This window comes from Nonomuraea sp. NEAU-A123 (assembly GCF_018603905.1).
GTDB lineage: Bacteria > Actinomycetota > Actinomycetes > Streptosporangiales > Streptosporangiaceae > Nonomuraea.
Window position 1 is genome coordinate 89,028 of record NZ_JAHFZZ010000009.1, and the last position, 18,235, is coordinate 107,262.

At 71.1% G+C, this 18,235-nt stretch carries 17 protein-coding genes; 11 read left to right on the top strand and 6 right to left on the bottom strand.

Features of this window, described 5'->3' with window-relative positions:
* Window positions 1–42: 42 nt before the first annotated feature.
* Both KLK06_RS28135 and KLK06_RS28140 read right to left on the bottom strand, forming a co-directional pair.
* Window positions 43–648 (bottom strand): glycoside hydrolase family 25 protein, encoded by a 606-nt coding sequence (locus tag KLK06_RS28135; RefSeq protein ID WP_214638650.1) that lies wholly within the window; start codon window positions 646–648, stop codon window positions 43–45.
* Window positions 649–698: 50 nt separating this feature from the next.
* Entirely contained in the window at window positions 699–1,592 is an 894-nt protein-coding gene (locus KLK06_RS28140; RefSeq protein ID WP_214638651.1) for an LLM class F420-dependent oxidoreductase, read from the bottom strand.
* Between the two features lie 76 nt (window positions 1,593–1,668).
* On the opposite strand from KLK06_RS28140, the gene pgm reads away from it, so the two are divergent.
* Entirely contained in the window at window positions 1,669–3,306 is a 1,638-nt protein-coding gene (gene pgm / locus KLK06_RS28145; protein ID WP_214638652.1) for a phosphoglucomutase (alpha-D-glucose-1,6-bisphosphate-dependent), read from the top strand.
* Window positions 3,307–3,373: 67 nt separating this feature from the next.
* On the opposite strand, the gene KLK06_RS28150 is transcribed toward pgm, so the two are convergent.
* A complete protein-coding gene (locus KLK06_RS28150; RefSeq protein ID WP_214638653.1) occupies window positions 3,374–4,057 on the bottom strand; it encodes a DUF2786 domain-containing protein in 684 nt (227 codons plus the stop codon).
* Between the two features lie 20 nt (window positions 4,058–4,077).
* Window positions 4,078–5,319 carry a hypothetical protein gene (locus tag KLK06_RS28155; RefSeq protein WP_214638654.1) on the bottom strand — a complete coding sequence of 414 codons (1,242 nt, stop codon included), beginning with the start codon at window positions 5,317–5,319 and terminating at the stop codon, window positions 4,078–4,080.
* Window positions 5,320–5,507: 188 nt separating this feature from the next.
* Between KLK06_RS28155 and KLK06_RS28160 the strand changes: the two genes are divergently transcribed.
* The 4 genes from KLK06_RS28160 (at window position 5,508) to KLK06_RS28175 (ending at window position 8,079) form a co-directional block, all read left to right on the top strand.
* Entirely contained in the window at window positions 5,508–5,783 is a 276-nt protein-coding gene (locus tag KLK06_RS28160; RefSeq protein ID WP_214638655.1) for a hypothetical protein, read from the top strand.
* Window positions 5,784–5,874: 91 nt separating this feature from the next.
* Window positions 5,875–7,047: a cytochrome P450 gene (locus KLK06_RS28165; RefSeq protein ID WP_214638656.1), complete on the top strand. Its 1,173-nt coding sequence runs from the start codon at window positions 5,875–5,877 to the stop codon at window positions 7,045–7,047.
* Window positions 7,048–7,066: 19 nt separating this feature from the next.
* Entirely contained in the window at window positions 7,067–7,819 is a 753-nt protein-coding gene (locus KLK06_RS28170) for an HAD family hydrolase (RefSeq protein WP_214638657.1), read from the top strand.
* The gene (locus KLK06_RS28175; protein WP_214638658.1) at window positions 7,816–8,079 is read left to right on the top strand and encodes a DUF4031 domain-containing protein; all 264 of its coding nucleotides are present in this window, start codon (window positions 7,816–7,818) and stop codon (window positions 8,077–8,079) included. The genes KLK06_RS28170 and KLK06_RS28175 overlap by 4 nt, the downstream gene beginning before the upstream one ends.
* Here the strand turns inward: KLK06_RS28175 and KLK06_RS28180 are convergent.
* Window positions 8,029–8,664 carry a metal-dependent phosphohydrolase gene (locus tag KLK06_RS28180; protein ID WP_214638659.1) on the bottom strand — a complete coding sequence of 212 codons (636 nt, stop codon included), beginning with the start codon at window positions 8,662–8,664 and terminating at the stop codon, window positions 8,029–8,031. The two genes, KLK06_RS28175 and KLK06_RS28180, sit on opposite strands and share 51 nt — an antisense overlap.
* A gap of 118 nt (window positions 8,665–8,782) precedes the next feature.
* Here KLK06_RS28180 and KLK06_RS28185 point away from each other — a divergent pair, with 118 nt between their 5' ends.
* A complete protein-coding gene (locus KLK06_RS28185) occupies window positions 8,783–10,009 on the top strand; it encodes an alpha-hydroxy acid oxidase (protein WP_214638660.1) in 1,227 nt (408 codons plus the stop codon).
* 19 nt (window positions 10,010–10,028) lie between these two features.
* Here KLK06_RS28185 and KLK06_RS28190 read toward each other — a convergent pair whose 3' ends face one another.
* Entirely contained in the window at window positions 10,029–11,219 is a 1,191-nt protein-coding gene (locus KLK06_RS28190; RefSeq protein WP_214638661.1) for an ROK family protein, read from the bottom strand.
* 140 nt (window positions 11,220–11,359) lie between these two features.
* On the opposite strand from KLK06_RS28190, the gene KLK06_RS28195 reads away from it, so the two are divergent.
* From KLK06_RS28195 to KLK06_RS28215, 5 genes are all read left to right on the top strand, one after another.
* Window positions 11,360–12,571 carry an ABC transporter substrate-binding protein gene (locus KLK06_RS28195; protein WP_214638662.1) on the top strand — a complete coding sequence of 404 codons (1,212 nt, stop codon included), beginning with the start codon at window positions 11,360–11,362 and terminating at the stop codon, window positions 12,569–12,571.
* Between the two features lies 1 nt (window position 12,572).
* Window positions 12,573–13,529, top strand: a complete 957-nt coding sequence (locus tag KLK06_RS28200; RefSeq protein WP_214638663.1) for a carbohydrate ABC transporter permease — start codon at window positions 12,573–12,575, stop codon at window positions 13,527–13,529.
* Entirely contained in the window at window positions 13,526–14,368 is an 843-nt protein-coding gene (locus KLK06_RS28205) for a carbohydrate ABC transporter permease (protein ID WP_214638664.1), read from the top strand. Before KLK06_RS28200 ends, KLK06_RS28205 begins: the two co-directional genes overlap by 4 nt.
* An 11-nt stretch (window positions 14,369–14,379) precedes the next feature.
* On the top strand, window positions 14,380–16,362 hold the full coding sequence (locus KLK06_RS28210) for a beta-galactosidase (protein WP_214638665.1): 1,983 nt from the start codon (window positions 14,380–14,382) through the stop codon (window positions 16,360–16,362).
* Window positions 16,363–16,545: 183 nt separating this feature from the next.
* Entirely contained in the window at window positions 16,546–18,231 is a 1,686-nt protein-coding gene (locus KLK06_RS28215; RefSeq protein ID WP_214638666.1) for an ABC transporter substrate-binding protein, read from the top strand.
* Window positions 18,232–18,235: the final 4 nt, after the last annotated feature.

Genomic DNA, 18,235 nt, shown 5'->3' on the forward strand with positions numbered 1-18,235 from the left:
GGTGACTCCCTTGGATAGCACTGTCGGTGGTGAACACCGATGCTATCGCGGGTGAAACCCCAGCCTTGTCAGGTCTTCCCGGCTTCCGTGGAAGACGTTGCGGTCGAGCGGACTGTTCGCATACTGATGAATCGTCCAGTCCCGCCAGGGCCTGGGCACCAGCGGCTCGCCGCGCGGTTTCTCCGGGCTGGCGATCCACAGCGGATAGTCGCCGAGCCCCGTGCAGTTGCCCGCGCGGGCGAACCACTGGAACGTGTAGATGAACGGCCGCACGCCGCCGTGCCGCTCCACGTAGCGGCACCAGCGGCGGGCGTGGTGGGCGACCTGCTCGGGCCGGAGCCCGTCGTTGTTCTCCAGGTCGAGCGCGACCAGGTCGCCACGGCGCAGCCCGCCCGCCGCCGTGATCGCGCGCAGGAAGTGGCGCGCGTGCTCGGCCGCGTCGCCCTTCGGGCGCGCGTAGTGGTAGGCGCCGCAGACGATCCAGCTCTCCCGCATGCCCTGCCAGTTGCGGGCGAAGTACTTGTCGGTGTAGTCGCCGCCCTCGGTGGCCTTGGCGAAGGCGAAGCTGACCCCCGCACCCGCGTGGTCGGTCCAGTCGACGGAGCCCTGCCAGTTGGACACGTCTATGCCATGCAGCTCGCGCTTCACCTTGCGGGAGTTTATTCGGATGCCTCCCGGTCCCTCGGCCGACGCGCCGATCAGAGAAGCGTCTTGAGGAATGCCCTGGTACGGTCCCGCTTGGCGAACTCGGAGGCCACGAACTCCGTCACCCCGGCCTTGGCCAGCGCGTCGATCTGGGCGCCCACGCTGTCCTCGTCGCCGACGATCGCCACGTCACCCGGCCCGGCCGCGCCTTCCCGGTCGAGCATGGCCCGGTAGGAGGGCAACTGGCCGTACACGGAGAAGACCTCGTTGGCGCGGGCCCTGGCGGCGTCGGCGTCGTCGGTGACGCAGATCGGCAGCGAGCAGACCACGCGCGGCGCGGGCCGCCCGGCCTCGCTCGCGGCGGCGGTGATGACGGGCGTGACGTGCTCGGCGACGGTCTTGGGGCCGGTCATCCAGAGCACGGTGCCGTCGGCGACGGTGCCGGCCAGCTTGAGCATGCGCGGGCCCAGGGCCGCGATCAGCACCCGCACCCCGGCTCCCGGAGTGGTGAGCCGGGCGTGGGCCCTGAGGGTCTCGCCGTCGTAGTCGACCTGCTCGGCGCGGGTGGCCGGCATGAGGATGTTCAGGTACTCCTTCATGTGCCTGGCGGGCCGCTCGAAGCTGTAGCCGAACATGTGCTCGATGACGACCTGGTGCGACAGGCCGATGCCCAGCGACAGCCGTCCGCGGACCGCCGCGTTGACCGTCATGGCCTGCTGAGCGAGCGCGAGAGGGTGGCGTGGATAGGTCGGCACCACGGCGGTGCCGAGCTCGATGCCGGGCACCTGGCTGCCCGCCACGGCCAGCGCGGTAAGGGCGTCGAGGCCGAAGATGTGCGATAGCCAGGCGGAGGCGAAGCCGTCGTCGGCCGCCTGGGCGAGGGTGTCGCGGAGCCCGCCGAGCGGGTCCGGATCCTTGGATTCGTTGAGGAGCAGTCCGATACGCATGGCAACCGAACTCCATTCTAGTGACTGACGCGAGTCTAGCCGACGGTGTCGGGGCGGCCACTCGTAAAGTGGCCCCATGAGCCACGAACGCGCCGGACAGCCTGCCCAGCCCGCCGACCTGGTCGACGTCGCCAAGCTGGTCACCGCCTACTATGCCCTCCACCCCGATCCCGATGAGGTGGCGCAACGGGTGGCGTTCGGGACCTCCGGGCATCGTGGCTCGTCGCTGAACACGGCGTTCAACGAGGATCACATCCTCGCCACCAGCCAGGCGATCTGCGAGTACCGCCACGCTCAGGGCACCGACGGGCCGTTGTTCCTCGGCATCGACTCGCACGCGCTCTCGGAGCCGGCGAGGGTGTCGGCGCTGGAGGTGTTCGCGGCCAACGGGGTGCGGGTGCTCATCGACAGCCGTGACGGCTACACGCCGACGCCCGCCGTCTCGCACGCGATCCTCACCTACAACCGAGGCCGCTCCACCGGGCTGGCGGACGGGGTGGTGATCACGCCGTCGCACAACCCGCCGGCCGACGGCGGCTTCAAGTACAACCCGCCGCACGGCGGGCCGGCCGACACCGACGCCACGACCTGGGTCCAGGACCGGGCCAATCGCCTGCTGGCCGATGGTATGAAGAACATCCCGCGCGTCCCGTACACGAAGGCGCTGCGGGCGGACACGACGGGGCGTTACGACTTCGTCGGCGCGTACGTCGACGATCTGCCCTCGGTTCTCGACCTCGACGCGATCAGGTCGGCGGGCGTACGGATCGGCGCGGACCCGCTCGGCGGGGCCAGCGTGGCCTACTGGGGGGAGATCGCCGAGCGGCACCGGCTCGACCTGACCGTGGTCAACCCGCTGGTGGACCCGACGTGGCGGTTCATGACGCTCGACTGGGACGGCAAGATCCGGATGGACTGCTCGTCGCCGTACGCCATGGCCTCGCTGATCGCCAATCGCGACAAGTACCAGATCTCCACCGGGAACGACGCCGACGCCGACCGGCACGGCGTCGTCACGCCCGACGGCGGGCTGATGAACCCCAACCACTACCTGGCCGTGGCGATCTCTTACCTCTACGCGCACCGCGACGGCTGGCCCGCGGACGCCGGGGTGGGCAAGACGATGGTCAGCAGCGGGGTCATCGACCGCGTGGCGGACTCGCTCGGGCGGCGGCTCTACGAGGTCCCCGTGGGCTTCAAGTGGTTCGTGCCGGGGCTGCTGGACGGCTCGCTCGGGTTCGGCGGCGAGGAGAGCGCCGGGGCGTCGTTCCTGCGCCGCGACGGGTCGGTGTGGACGACGGACAAGGACGGCGTGATCATGGCGCTGCTGGCGTCGGAGATCCTCGCGGTCACGGGGCGCTCGCCGAGCGAGCACTACCGGGACCTCACCTCCCGCTACGGCGAGCCGGCGTACGCCCGGGTGGACGCGCCGGCGACGCGGGAGGAGAAGGCGTTGCTGGGCAAGCTGTCGGCCGACCAGGTCACGGCGACGTCGCTGGCCGGCGAGCCGATCACCTCGGTGCTGACGGCGGCGCCGGGCAACGGGGCGCCGCTGGGCGGGGTGAAGGTGTCGACGGAGAGCGCCTGGTTCGCGGCCCGGCCGTCGGGGACCGAGGACGTGTACAAGATCTACGCCGAGTCCTTCAAGGGGCCCGGCCACCTGGCGGAGGTCCAGGAGGAGGCCCGCTCCCTGGTCTCGTCCACCCTGGGCTGACGCCCGGCCGGCTGGCGCCCGGCCTCGGGCTGAGGCCGGGTGGGGCTGGGGCCGGATCAGTCCGCGGTCAGGTCAGTTCGCGGCCCGGCTGGGCGGCCACGCGGGTGCGGCCCAGGTCGGCGCGGCGGCCCGCTTCGACGCCGGCGCGGTAGCCGGTGCCGCTGGTGCGCGGCACGGTGAGCCGGATGCGCGGGTAGTGCGCCGCCACCACCCGCTCCACCTCCGCCCGCCGGTCCGCCAGGACCAGCGCGGTGCTCGCGGCGGGCGCCTGCTCCTCGGCCCGCGTCTCGGCCTCGCGCAGCAGCCGGTACACCTCGTCGGTGAACCCGAGCAGCCACGACCGCCGGTAGGCCCGCATCGCGGTGTCGGGCGGCCGTACCCGGGCCAGTCCCGTGGCCATCTGCAGCAGCAGCGAGGTGGCCAGCACGTCGGCCCGCTCCAGGTCGGCGGCGAAGCCGAAGACGTGCACCCGCTGCCCGCCGTCGCCGCGCCCGATGAGCAGGGGGCGGCAGCGCAGGGCCTGCGCGACCAGGCTGACCAGCCGCGCCTTCTCCCTGGCCCAGGGGTTGGGCAGGGTGACGATCCGGTCGCCCGGCGCCTGGCGGGTGTCGGCGGGGTCGAGGGAGTCGATGCCGTACTTGGCCATGAGCGACGCCGCCGCCGCCATGAACGTGGCCCGCTCGTGCTCGTTGTCGGTGCGTTCGGCCTTGGCCAGGAGCTTCCTGACCCGTTCGAGCGTGCGCTCCCTCAACCGCTCCCCCCGAACGTGCTCTAGAACTTCGTGGTCAGCATCCGCCCGTCGTCGGCGATGGCCGGGAAGGCGCCGGTGTCCACGATGCCATGCTGCTGGTACAGAGCCTCGATGAGCGCGTGCGCCTCGGGCTCCAGCTTCCACAGGGCACGATACTGGCGGGCGGCGATCAGTGAGAGGCCGATCTCCTGCGCGATGTCGACCGTACGCGGCACGATGCCCTTGGCGATCTGCCGGTCCCAGTAGTCGCGGGCGGAGCGCATCAGCGCGGCCCGCTGGGCGGTGTCGACGACCTGCGGCGTGGTGTCGAAGACCTGGATGTCCTCGTCGTCGTCCTGGACGAGCTCGACCAGCGCGGGCGGCAGGGCGGGGCGGGCGGGGACGGGGTGGTGGTCGGCCTCGGGCTCCCAGGGCACGCGCGGGTCGGCGTCAATGAGGGCGGAGGTGTTGTACAGGGCGGCGATCTGGGCGAGCAGCGCCTCCTGGCGGCCCTGGTCGACGGCCAGCCCGGTGTGCTCGACGGCCTGGTCCATGGCCTTGTCGAGCTTGGCCAGCGCGGCGCGCATCTTGCGCTCCGACCCGCCGCCCTCGCGCAGCGCCTTGGCCCGCTTGGCGGCCAGCGCGACGCGGGTGAGCCTGCGGTGCGCGTCGACCTCGCTCGCGGTGCGGTCGCTCACCTCGGCCAGGCCCACCCTGACCAGCAGGCGTTCGGGGGTGAGCCGCCAGTTGATGCGGCCCGTGCCCCTGATGCGGTGGCGCTCGATGGCCATGCCGCGCTCCCACAGCCAGGCGGCCACCAGCGGCGCGGCGAGCCGGAAGACGGCCTCGGGCAGGCTGCGCGCGTCCATGCTGGACAGGACGGCGGTCAGGCAGGTCAGCGCCCACACCGCGATGCCGTCGATCCCGGCGGAGAAGTTCTCGCGCATGTTGCGGCGCGCTCGTACGGCCGAGGTGATGATCGCGACCTCGATGAACGCGAACAGCAGCAGCCGCAGCGGCCCGTCGAGGCCGAGCACGTCACCGGAGAAGCGCCACATGCCCTGGGCGGAGACGCCGGTCGCGATGGACGCGGCCACGACGGTCAGTACGTCCTCGATGGGACGGGGGGCGATATAGCGCGTGACCAGCCAGGAGAGGGCCCGCCAGGTGACCCTGAGTATCAGGTAGGCGAGCACCAGCCCGGCCAGGCCCAGCAGCGCGATGACCGCGGTGGCGAACGGCTTTTCGGCGACGAAGGCAGCAATTTCCTCGAATGTGGGCATCAGTCACTATCCGTGAGGCTCAAACTCCGCTTATAGCGAGATCATCGCAGAATACGGCGTACCTGTACGCCAAACAGCCTCTGCCGCCCCGCTTTGCCCACGTTTACCACAATCCTCCCCCATCGCAGGAGACCTCGCGTTCCTGGAGGTGGTGACGCACAATGGAGCCGGTTGGCGAAGGAGGCTTCGTGAGCAAGCGATCCCGCAGGCGCCGCGTTCTCACCGGTGGGACTCCGAGCTGGCTGCCCGGCTTCGGGCCGGGCGAGCCGCACGGCCCGGACGACGACGACTTTCCGTTCGACGAACCGGGCGGAGGGAAAGGCGGGGTGCGCGAGCCGCGCCGGCCCAAACCGGCACCGCCGTCCCTGGTGGCGGAGGCCCCGCTGCCCGAGCCGCCGTTGTGGGCGCGCGACCGGTCGGTCCCACCCCCGGACGAGGTCACCAGGATGCTGGCGCTCGACTGACGCTGGCCAGATCGCGTCCTGCCAGATGGGACCATCTATGTAGGGATTTATCCCAACAACGTGTGATGTATCCCCAGCAGGACGGATTTCGATGTCAGACACAGACGACTTCCCCCTCGTCCAGTTCATGCGCGAGGGCTTCGATCCCGTGGCCGAGCTCGCCCGCATCCGTACCGAGCAGCCGGTGTTCCCGATGCGGATCCCGGGTGACCAGACGGTGTATCTGGTGACCCGGTACGAGGACGTGCGTGGCGTGCTGGCCGACCACGAACGGTTCAGCAACGACTTCGGCAACGTGATCGGCCTGGGCACCAGCCAGGAGGACCCGGGCGGCCTGGGCTTCCGGGATCCGCCTGAGCACACCAGGCTGCGCAAGTACCTGACGCCGGAGTTCACCATGCGCCGCCTGCGCAGGCTGGTGCCGCGCATCGAGGCCATGGTCGAGGAGCACCTGGACCGGATGGCGGCCAAGGGCTCGTCCGCCGATCTGGTGGAGTCGTTCGCGCTGCCGATCCCGTCCCTGGTCGTGTGCGAGCTGCTGGGTGTGCCGTACGAGGAACGGTCCGATTTCCTGAAGATCAGCACGAACCGTTTCGATCTCACCGCCGGGCCCGAGGCGTCGCTTCAGGCGGTCAACGACGCGATGGCGTACCTGACGGACCTGGTCGCCCGCGAGCGGCTGAACCCCGGCGACGGCCTGCTCGGGCAGTTGCTGCGCGAGCACGGCGACGACCTCGACGACCGGACGCTGGCCAGCATGGCCGACGGCCTGCTCACCGGCGGCCACGACACCAGCACGAGCATGCTCGCGCTCGGCACGCTCTGGCTGCTGGAGAACCCCGAGCAGGCCGCCCGGGTACGCGAGGACGACGGCTACGTCGAGCAGGTGGTCGAGGAGCTGCTGCGGTACATGACCGTGGTGCAGGTGGCCTTCCCCCGCTTCGCCCGCGAGGACCTGGAGCTGCTCGGCCACACGATCAAGAAGGGCGAGATGGTGCTCTGCTCGCTCACGGCGGCCAACCGCGACCCCCACCTCGGCGAAGGGATCGAGCAGGTCCGGCCGGAGCGCGCGACGGCGGGCTCGCACCTGGCCTTCGGCCACGGCATCCACCGCTGCATCGGGGCACCCCTGGCCCAGATGGAGATGCGCATCGCCTTCCCCGCGCTGCTGCGCCGCTTTCCGGGGCTCCATGTGGCCGGCGAGGTGCCGTTCAGAAAGCTCGCCATCGTCTATGGCGTGGAGAAGCTACCCGTAGCGTGGTAGAGCGGTTACGTTCACAGGTGTGAACGAGCCCGTCATCGATCTGACCGCGATCAGCGCCGTCGTCTTCGACACCGACGGCGTGGTCACCGACACCGCCCGGGGGCACGCGGCCGCCTGGAAGCATGTCTTCGACGCGTTCCTGCGCGGACGCTCGGCGCCGTTCGACATCCGCGACGACTACCTGCGGCACGTCGACGGCCGTCCGCGGCTCGACGGCGTCCGTACGTTCCTGGCCTCCCGCGGCATCACGCTGCCGGAGGGCGCCCCCGACGACGAGGCGGGGGCGCCCACCGTGCACGGGCTCGGCCTGGCCAAGGACCGGCTGTTCATGGCGCAGGTGGACAAGTACGGGGTGGCCGCCTTCCCCTCGACCGTGGCGCTGCTGCACGAGCTGCGCCGCAGGGGGGCGCGCACCGCAGCCGTCTCCGCCAGCCTGCACGGCCGCAAGCTGGTCGGCTCGGCGGGCGTGATGCACCTGTTCGATCTGCTGGTCGACGGCAACGACGCGGCCCTGATGAACCTGCCGGGCAAACCGGACCCCGCGCAGTTCCTGGAGGCGGTCCGCCGCCTGGCCCTGCCCGCGGCCAAGGCGGCCCTGGTCGAGGCGGCGCTGCCGGGGATCGAGGCGGGCCGCAAGGGCGGCTTCGGGCTCGTCATCGCGGTCGACCGGCACGGCGAGACCGCCGAACTGAGCTCGCAGGGCGCCGACGTGGTGGTGAAGGACCTCGTGGAGCTGGCCGTGCGCGGCCGGGTCCTACCCTTGACCTCGTGACGGTGCTCATCGATCCCCCCGCCTGGCCGGGGCCGCGCGGCCTCATGTGGTCGCACCTGGTCAGCGACAGCTCCCTGGACGAACTGCACGCCTTCGCGCTACGGCTCGGCGTGCCGGAGCGGGCCTTCGACCGGGACCACTACGACGTGCCGGAGACCGTGCACGCCCGGGCCGTGGAGCTGGGCGCGGAGGCGGTCAGCTCGCGCGAGCTACTGCGCCGCCTCATCGGCGCCGGGCTGCGTCGCCGCAAGCGCCGCTAGCTCAGCGCTCATGTTGGCCCGTGCGCGCCGCTCCCACAGCTCGTGCGCCTCGTCCGTCCGATAGAGCCGGGGTACGGCCAGGAGCCTGCGCAGCACCCCGGCCCGGCCCTGGCGGAACAGCTCGTCGGGCACGTGCGCGTACTCCTGGCGGATCTGGCGCGTGTAGCTCTCGTAGCCGGGGCCGCCCAGGACCGCCAGGTCGGCGTCGCACAGGACGGCGCCGTCGCGGTCGCCCTCGGCCAGCGTGTCGTGCGCGGCCGTCAGCCGTACCAGCCTGGCCACCTCGGCGACCCTGTCGGCGGGCACGCCGCAGCGGGGCAGCCGCGCCTGGGCCAGCTGGGCGCTGCGTTCCTCGTCCCAGCCCGGCCGCCCGTCGTAGACGGCGTCGTGGAACCAGGCGGCCAGCCGCACCGCGACGGGATCGTCGGCGGCGCCCGCCAGCCGGTCGATCGCGGCGAGCACGGCGGCGAGGTGGGCGAGCGTGTGGTAGCGGCGATGCGGCTCGGCCCACCGGGCGACCAGCTCGGCACCGGTGGCCCTGGCCGCCGGCGAGTCCGCCACCAGGGTGAGCCAGTCGTCGCGCATGGGGACCACGGTAGATCACCCCACGCGACGGCTCACGAGCGCGGCGGGCGTGAACTCGCCGGGCGGCGTGTGAGTGAGGGCGTGTACCGGGATCTACCGGCTTGATAGCGTTCTGGGCATGGAGCCGAGCGCGAGGGATCCCCGGCGTCTGCCGCGTTGGCGGGAGTTGCGCGCTGTGCTGCCGCCCCGGCCGCGGCCGTTCCCGTCGAGGGAGCGGCGGCTCGCCGAGGCGGCCGATCTCGCGGACGTGCGGCGGCTGGCGTGGCGGCGCGCTCCGCGGGTGGTGTTCGACTACGTCGACGGCGCGGCCGAGGCGGAGCGGTCGCTGGCCAGGTCGGTGGCCGCGTTCGCGCGGGCCGAGCTGCGGCCGCGGGTGCTGCGGGACGTGTCCGAGGCGCCCACGGCGGTGGAGGTGCTCGGCAAGCGGATCGCGATGCCGATCGTGCTCGCGCCCACCGGGTTCACCCGGATGATGCACCGTGACGGCGAGCGGGCCGTGGCCAGGGCGGCGGCCCGGGCGGCCGTGCCGTACACGCTGTCCACGATGGGGACCACGACGGCCGCGGACGTGATGGCGGCGGCGCCGGACGGCTGGAACTGGTTCCAGCTCTATGTCGTGCGCGACCGAGGGCGCAGCCGCGAGACGCTCGACCGAGCCCGCGAGGCGGGCATGGAGGTGCTGGTCGTCACCGTGGACGTGCCGGTGGCGGGGGCGCGGCTGCGTGACGTGCGGCACGGCATGACGATGCCGCCCGCCCTGCGCTGGCGCGGCGTCCTGCAGGCGCTGAGCCGGCCGGCCTGGTGGTTCGACTTCCTCACCAGTGAGCCGCTCCGCTTCGCCACCGTCGACGGCGCGCCGGACGACCTGGCGGGGATCACGAACCTGATGTTCGATCCGACGGTGACGCTGGCGGACCTGGAGTGGATCCGGTCGGTCTGGCCGGGCCCGCTGCTGGTCAAGGGCGTGCAGCGGGTGGACGACGCCAAGGACCTGGCGGCGGTGGGGGTGGACGGGCTGGTCGTCTCCAACCACGGCGGCCGCCAGCTCGACCGCGCGCCGACCCCGCTGGAGCTGCTGCCGGAGGTGGTGGCCGCGGTCGGCGACCGTACGGAGGTGTTCCTGGACGGCGGGGTGCGCAGCGGCGCGGACATCGCGATCGCGGTGGCGCTGGGCGCTCGGGCCTGTTTCGTCGGCCGGGCCTACCTGTACGGGCTGATGGCGGGCGGTGAGGCGGGCGTGGACCGGGTGCTGGCCCTGCTCCGCGCCGAGCTGGTCCGCACGCTGCAACTCCTGGGCGTGGGCGGGGTGGAGGGGCTCGACCCCGACTGCGTACGACTGCGCTAAAAGCGACTTTATTCAATACTTAGGCAATAGTCGTGACAGATTGCCGGAAGGCGGCCTCCCGGAAGAACGCCTCGATGACGAGCGTGGCCGCGCCCAGCGCGACGGCGTCCGCGCCGAGGCGGCCGAGCACGATCGAGTCGCCGTGGAACGGCTGGGCCAGGGTGTTGGCGGCGGTCGCGGCGCGGATCTCCGCCAGCAGCCGCCCGCCCAGCATCAGGCCCGCCCAGCCGCCGATCACGATGCGCTCCGGGTTGAACAGGTGGACCAGGCTCGACAGGCCGGCCCCGAGCATCTCGACGGTCTCGCTGACCACCGGCGACCCCGACTCCAGCACCCCGGCCAGCGCCGACTCCTCATCGGCCGAGTCGGCGACGACGCCCGCCCGCTCCAGGATGGCCTCGGCGCCCACGTACGCCTCCAGGCAGCCGCGCGCGCCGCAGCGGCAGGGCCGGCCGCCCGCGACGACCTTGAGGTGGCCGACCTCGCCGGCGGCCTTGCCCGCGCCCCGGTAGATGCTCCCGTCCGCGACGATCATGCCGCCCACGCCGGAGCCCATCAGCACCATGATCGCGTCGCGGGTGCCGCGGCCCGAGCCGAACCAGAGCTCGGCCTGGCCCATCGTCTTGGCGCCGTTGTCCACGTACAGCGGCAGCGAGGTGCCCGCCCGCAGCAGTGCGCCGAGCGGCACGGCCTCCCAGCCGAACGTCTTGGCGCGCACCAGCGCGTCGGGGCCCGGCTCGACGATGCCCGGCACGCCGACCCCGATGCCCAGCACCTGACCGGCGGAGATCCCGCCCTCGGCGATCACCGCGTCGACGCCGGTGAGGATGTGGCGGGCGACCAGCTCGGGGTCGTGCCTGGCCGAGCGCACCGCGTAGTGCGCCCTGGCGCGTTCCTTCATCTCCAGGTCGAACAGCTCGACCCGGACCTGCGTCTCCCCCACGTCCACGCCGATCGCGTAGCCGTAGACGGGGTTGACGCGGAGCAGCACGCGGGGGCGGCCCCCGTCGGAGTCGACCTGACCCGCCTCGACCACGACGTTGTCGGCGAGCAGGTCGCCGGTCATGGTGCTGACCGTCGCCGCGCTCAGCCCGGTCACGCCGCACAGGTCGTTGCGGCTGGCCGGGCCGCCGAAGTACAGCGCCCGCAGGAGCATCGCGCGGTTTCCCCTGCGGAGGTCCCGCACCGTCCTGCGCTGTGGCGTGCCCATCGTCCCCGTCCTCTCCCGAGTGCTCCGTCATGTTAGTTCAACGTGCGAAGCCCGGTGTTACCGAAGTGTTTCTTCGGTGCTCCTGACTTTATTCAAGACTTAGATTATGGTCTGCCCATCCCCCCGATGAGGAGTAGACAATGAGCCGAGTAGTCGTCCGAGGAGCCGCGGTGGCGGTACTCGTGGCCGGTCTCGCCGCCTGTGGCGGCGGTGGCCAGGGGTCGGGCAATGAGAAGACGCTCACCTTCTGGATGTACCAGGACCGCACACCGCAGGCCGGCCAGGTCATCGAGAAGGTCCGCAAGGACTTCGAGAAGGCCAACCCCGGCGTCACGGTCAAACTCGTCAAGATCCCCAAGGACGACTACAACACCAAGCTGGGCGGCGCGGTGGCGAGCAAGAGCGCGCCCGACGCCGGGATACTCGACCAGCCCCTGGTGTCCAAGTACGCGCTGGACGGCACCATCAAGGAGGTGCCCGCCGGGCTGATCGACGAGAGCGCCTTCTACAAGGGCGCGCTCGACACCAACCGGGCCGGCGGCAAGCTCTACGGCCTGCCCGCCGACCAGACCTGCGTGGCGCTGTTCTACAACAAGAAGCTGGTCCCGACGCCGCCCAAGACCTGGGAGGAGATGAAGGCGACGGCCGCCCGGGTGCACCAGGCCGACGCCAACGTGGCCGGGATGAACGTGCCCAAGGGCGACGGCTACGGCGCCTGGATGTTCCCCGGGGTCGTGCACGGCGCGGGCGGCCAGATGGTCGACGACGCGGGCAAGAAGGTGCTGTTCGACCAGCCGCCGGCCGTCGAGGCGCTGCAGCTCTGGGTGGATCTGCTGAAGTCGTCGCCGCGCAAGATCACCGACTCGGACAAACCCTTCGAGAACGGCCTGGCCGCCATGACGATCTCCGGGCCGTGGGACGTGCCGACGATCCACGAGCAGTTCCCCGACCTGGACTTCGGCGTGGCGCCCCTGCCGTACAAGACCGAGGCGGCGGGCAACATCGGCGGCGAGGACTCCGTGGTCTTCTCTACCAGCAAGAACGCCGACCTGGCCTGGAAGTGGCTGGTGTTCCTGACCGATGCCCAGAACAACGGCGTCATCGCCGACGCGTTCGGCGGCTTCCCGGTCAACCTCAAGGCGCAGGTCGTCGCGAGCGGGCCCGAGCAGGCGGCGTTCCTGGAGCAGCTCAAGGTGGCGCACGCCAGGCCGGCCGTGCCGCAGTGGATCCAGGTCAACGACGAGATCATCGCCCCGGCCCTGGAGTCGGCGCTGACCGGCAAGGCCACCGCCCAGCAGGCGCTGACGGACGCGGCCGGCAAGACCCGTTCCCTCCTGGGCTGGACCGGCTGAGGTGACGGCACCCGTACTGGAGGGCCGGAAGGAGGTGGCGGCCCGTCCCAGGAGGCGTCCGCGCCGCCGCACGAACGACCGTCTGGTGGGGTGGCTCCTGGTCACCCCCGCGGTCGCCTACTTCGCGGTCTTCCTGCTGTATCCGGCCCTGTCGGCGCTGTACTACAGCTTCACGGACTGGAACCTGCGCTCGGCGGCCTCCTGGGTGGGGCTGGCCAACTACTCGGACCTGCTGTTCAACGACGTCAAGTACCCGCACTTCTGGAAGTCCGTGCAGGTCACCCTGCAGTACACCCTGATCGCCGTGCCGCTGACGATGGTGGCGGCACTGGTGCAGGCGCTGCTGGTGAACTCGATCCGGCGCGGGGCGAACCTGTTCCGGCTGCTGCTGTTCCTGCCGGTGGTGACAGCCGAGGCGGCGGTGGGCGCGATCTGGCGCTGGCTGTACGACCCCCAGTACGGTCTGATCAACTCGGTGCTCGGCCTGGTCGGCATCCCCGGCCAGAACTGGCTGAACACCCCCGAGCTGGTCATCCCCGCCCTGGCGTTCATCTCCGCCTGGCAGTGCGGCATCTCGATGATCATCTATCTGGCGGGGCTCAAGGGCATCCCGGGGACCATCCGCGAGGCGGCGATCATCGACGGGGCGGGGCCGTGGCAGCGGTTCTGGCGGGTGATCGTGCCCATGCTCCGCCCGACCACGTTCTACCTGCTGGTGACGGGCGTGATCGCGGCGCTGCAGGTGTTCGGGCTGGTGTACGTGATCTTCTCGGGGTCGGGGCGGAGCGTCACCGGCGGGCCCGAGCAGTCGGGGCTCAGCTATGTGCTCCACCTGTATCTGTTCGCCTTCCGGTACGACGCCATGGGCGCCGCCTGCGCGATGTCGTTCATCCTGCTGATCTTCATCATGATCATCACCGCTCTGCAGTTCAGGTTCGTCAAGCAGGAGGCGTCATGACCAGGGCCCGCAAGGCGTCGATCTACGTCGCCCTCGTGCTGCTGGCGGCCGTGTCGGTGGTGCCGTTCCTGTGGATGCTGGCCACCTCCTTCAAGCACGGCCACGACATCTACACCAAGGTGCCGAACCTGCTGCCCGTGGACCGCAAGACCGGCGAGTGGGCGGCGACGCTGGAGAACTACGACTACGTCCTGAACGTCGGCGGGCTCGGCCGGGCCTTCGTCAACAGCGTGTGGGTCTGCCTGATCCTGGTGCCCGCCAAGCTGCTCATCGACGCGCTGGCCGCCTACTCCTTCGCCAGGATCCCGTTCCCGGGCCGCGACAAGCTGTTCGTGGTGCTGCTGGGCGGCATGATGGTGCCGACGATCACGCTGCTGGTGCCGCGGATCCACGTCACCCAGTCACTCGGCATGTTCGACTCCGGGTGGGGGCTCATCGTGCCCAACATCGCCTCGGTGCTCGACATCTTCCTGCTGCGGCAGTTCTTCCTGTCGCTCCCGTCCGAGCTGGAGGAGGCGGCGCTGATCGACGGCGCGAGCCGGATGCAGATCTTCTGGCGGATCGTGCTGCCGCTGTCGAAGCCGGTGCTGGCCGTCGTGACGATCACCAGCTTCCTGTTCCACTGGAACGACCTGGTCTGGCCGCTGGTCGTGCTCAACGACCCGGACCTCTACACGCTGCCGCTCGCGTTGCAGCAGCTCGTGGCCAGCCCTGACGGCGGCCGGGCGTACTACATCATGGCGGGCGCCACGCTCGCCGTCATTCCGGTGATCGGGGTGCTGCTGGTGTTCCAGCGCCGCATCCTGCAGGGCATCGCCTTCACCGGGCTCAAGGCATGAGGAGTGTGAGCGTGTCCATCGAGTTCCGCGACGGGGTCGCCGTGGTCGACGGCGAGCCGCGGGTGCTCGTCACCGCCGACTATCCCTACTACCGCGACGACCCCGCCGTCTGGGCGGAGCGGCTGCGGGCCGTACGCGACGAGCTGGGCATCGAGGTGATCACCTGTTACCTGCCCTGGCGCCACCACCAGCCCGAGCCGGGCACGGCGCCCGACTTCACCGGCGCGACCCATCCGTCCAGGGACGTCATCGGCTTCCTGGCGCTCTGCCGGGACCTCGGGCTGAAGGTGGTGGCCAAGCCGGGCCCGTTCATCCACGCCGAGGTCACCTACGGCGGGCTGCCCGACTGGGTCTGCCCCGACGCGGACCCGGCGATCGAGGCGCTGCTCGACGCGTCGGGCGCCCCCTCCCGCTGGTCGGACTCCCCCGCTCACGTCCCCGGGCGCCCGCTGCCCGCGCCGCTGGGCGCCGCCTTCCTGGCCAGGGCCGGCGAGTGGCTGTCGGCGGTGGGCAAGGAGGTGCTCGTGGACGGCGGCCCGGTCGTCGCGCTGCAGGTCGTGAACGAAGGCATCTACACCAACGGCGCGCTGCCGCTGACCGCCTACGACTACAGCCCGTCCGGGCTGGCCTTCTTCCGTGACCGGCTGCGTGCCTGGTACGGCACGCTCGACGCGTACAACCGCGTCCATCAGACGTCGTTCGGCGGGTGGGCGGAGATCGAGCCGCCGCGTCCGGGTGGGTCCGGTGTGCGGGCGCAGGCCGACTGGGGTCGCTGCCACGCCGAGTACCTGGCGGCGGTCTACCGCGTCTCGGTGCAGGCCATCGGCTCGGAGCTGCCCGTGGTGGTCAACCTCAACCCGCCGACTGTGGCGGAGCTGGACGACTGGCTGGCCCGCGTCCGCCCCGAGCTGTGGGGCGGCATCGCGTACGGCTTCACCAACTGGATGGGCGTCGTCTCGGCCGACCCTGACGCGCAGGCCCGTTACGTGATCGCGGCCAAGCGCGCTCCCGGCCCCAACATGGAGGAGAACTGGGGCTTCTCCCAGCTCTACGACCCCGCCTACGCCGACGCGGCGACGAGCTTCCACCAGAGCCTGCTCGCCCTGGCCGCCGGAGCCACCGGCGTCAACGTCTACACCGGAGTGTCCACTTCCGGCTGGCTGCCCGACCTGGACTCCGCTCACACCGGCAGCTATCCCGACTGCGCGCCGATCGCGGCGGACGGCTCGGCCTCGGAGAAGGCACCCGTGGTCCACGCGCTGGCGGGCTTCTTCGCGCGCCACGGAGCCGAGTTCCTGGAGTGCGTCCCGGTGACGTCGGAGGCTTTCGGGCTGTACCTGCCCTATGCCGGGATCGCCGCCCTGTCGGGCCCCGACGGCCCGCAGTGCGGCCGGACGCTGCGCGCCTTCCACGACCGGATGCGGGCGGAGTGCCGCGACTACGCGCTGCTCGACCTGGAGACGGTCACGCCGGACCGGCTGGCCGCCTTCGCGACGGTGACCGTGCCCGGCGGGCCCTTCATGCACCGTCACGTGCAGCGACTGCTGGCCGGCCACCTCGCCCGCGGCGGCCGGGTGCTGGTGGACGGCCCGGTGCCCACCCTCGACGAGAACATGGAGCCCTGCTCGCTCTTCCGCCCCTCCGAGCCACTGCCCGCCACACCCGGCCCGCTGTCCATCCGGTACGGCCGGGCGGACGCGTTCCTGCGCAGCCACCCGGACCGGGACGTCCACTACCTCACCGTGCTCGTCCAGGACGACCAGGACGGCCCGGTCGGCGTGCGAACCCCGCTCGGAGACGTCGAGGTCGTGGCCGCGCGGGGCGGGGCGGCGGTGCTCCGCCTGACCGATGGTGAGCTCGGCGACCTGGTGGTGAAGGGCGTCAACGGGTGGCTGGACTCCTCGGTGACCGCCCGCGCCACGTTCGCGGGCCGCACGGTCTCCGCGCCGCACCCCGCGGACCTGGTACGGATCGCGGACCGCCTCCCGGATTGACCGTTTCCCGTTTTACGGTCTGGTTACGGTCGATGAATTCCCGGCCGTAACCCTTGGCAGTCAACCCAGCAGACACCTATGGTTCAGTGCAATGCCACACATTACTGACGAACCGACGGTGGCCGAACGGCGTCGCGCGGGACGGATGGCTGGCTGTCGAGGGATCTTCAGAAAGAAGGCGACATGAGGAGATCGGCTGCGCTTTCGGGCGTCGCGGTGACCACCGTGCTGGCGCTCGCGGCCTGTGGAGGCGGCGGCGGCGCCGCGCCCACCTCGGGGTCCGGGTCGTCGGCGCAGGCGGCCGCCACGGGTGGCACCGTGCACTTCCTGGCCAAGGCGGACTTCTCCCACCTGGATCCCGCGCGTGGCTGGGACGGCGGCGTCAACAACTTCTTCCGGCTCATCTACCGGGGCCTGACGACATTCGGCGCGGGCCCTGGCGCGGAGAGCACGAAGATCGTGCCCGATCTCGCCACCGACACGGGCAAGCCGTCCGACGGCGCCAAGACCTGGACCTTCACCCTCAGGGACGGCCTGTTCTTCGAGGACGGCACGCCGATCAACAGCGAGGCGGTGAAGTTCGGCGCCTCGCGCGGCTTCGACCCCGAGGCCGGGATCGGCTCGCCGTACGCCAAGCTGCTCCTCGACGCGCCCAAGGACTACAAGGGGCCGTACCTCTCCGGCGACCTCGACACGATCGAGACCCCGGACGCCAAGACCATCGTCTTCCACCTCAAGAAGCCCTTCGCCGACTTCCCCAGCGCCCTGGCCATGGCCAACTTCACCCCCTTCCCCAAGGGGACCGGCGCGGCGGCCGCCTTCGACACCAAGCCGATCGCGTCGGGGCCGTACAAGGTGGCGAGCTACCAGCGCGGCTCCTCGCTCAAGCTGGTGCGCAACCCGCAGTGGAAGGCCACTACCGACAATGTCAGGGCGGCCAAGCCGGACGCGTGGGAGTGGACGTTCGGTCTGGACCCGGCCACCATCGACGAGCGCATGCTGGCCGGGCAGGGCGCCGACGCCGACGCCGTCGCGGGCACGATCCAGGCGGCGACCGTGGCGCGGGTGCAGACTCCGCAGCTCAAGACGCGCACGCTGAGCGGGCTCAACGGCTGCACCACCTACATGGGCCTGAACTCCACCAAGAAGCCGCTGGACGACGTACGGGTGCGCCAGGCGATCAACTACGCCATCAACAAGGACACCGTGGTGGCCGGGATGGGCGGTACGAGCCTGGCGGCCAAGGGCACCTCCATCCAGCCGCCGACGGTCGCCGGCCGGGTGGACTACGATCTCTATCCCACCGACGTCGAAGCCGCCCGCAAGCTGCTCGCCGAGGCGGGCCAGGCCAACGGCTTCAGCCTCACCCTCGACTCCCGGCAGTCGGACCCGAAGATGGCGGCGGTCGCCGTGGCCATCCAGGAGGCCCTCAAGGCCGTGAAGATCGACGTGAAGATCAACCCCATCGACACCTCCACTTACTACGAGGTGATCGGCACCCCCGCGCAGCAGCACGACGCGGCCGTCACCGGCTGGTGCCCGGACTGGGCGTCCGGCGCGACGTTCCTGCCGCCGCTGTTCGACGGCCGGAACATCACCGACAAGGGCAACGCGAACCTCGCCCAGATCAACGACAAGGCGATCAACGCCCGCATCGACGAGATCGCCGCGATGCCCGACGTCACGGCCGCGAACGCCGCCTACGGCGAGCTGGACAAGCAGATCATGAAGCTGGCGCCGATCGTGCCCCTGGCCTACGAGAAGTACGTCCTCATCTCGGGCGCCAACATCGCCGGCGCGTATCAGTCCGCCTCGTTCTCCGGCGGCATCGATCTGGTCTCCGTCGGACTGGCCAAGCCCACCAAGTAGCCGA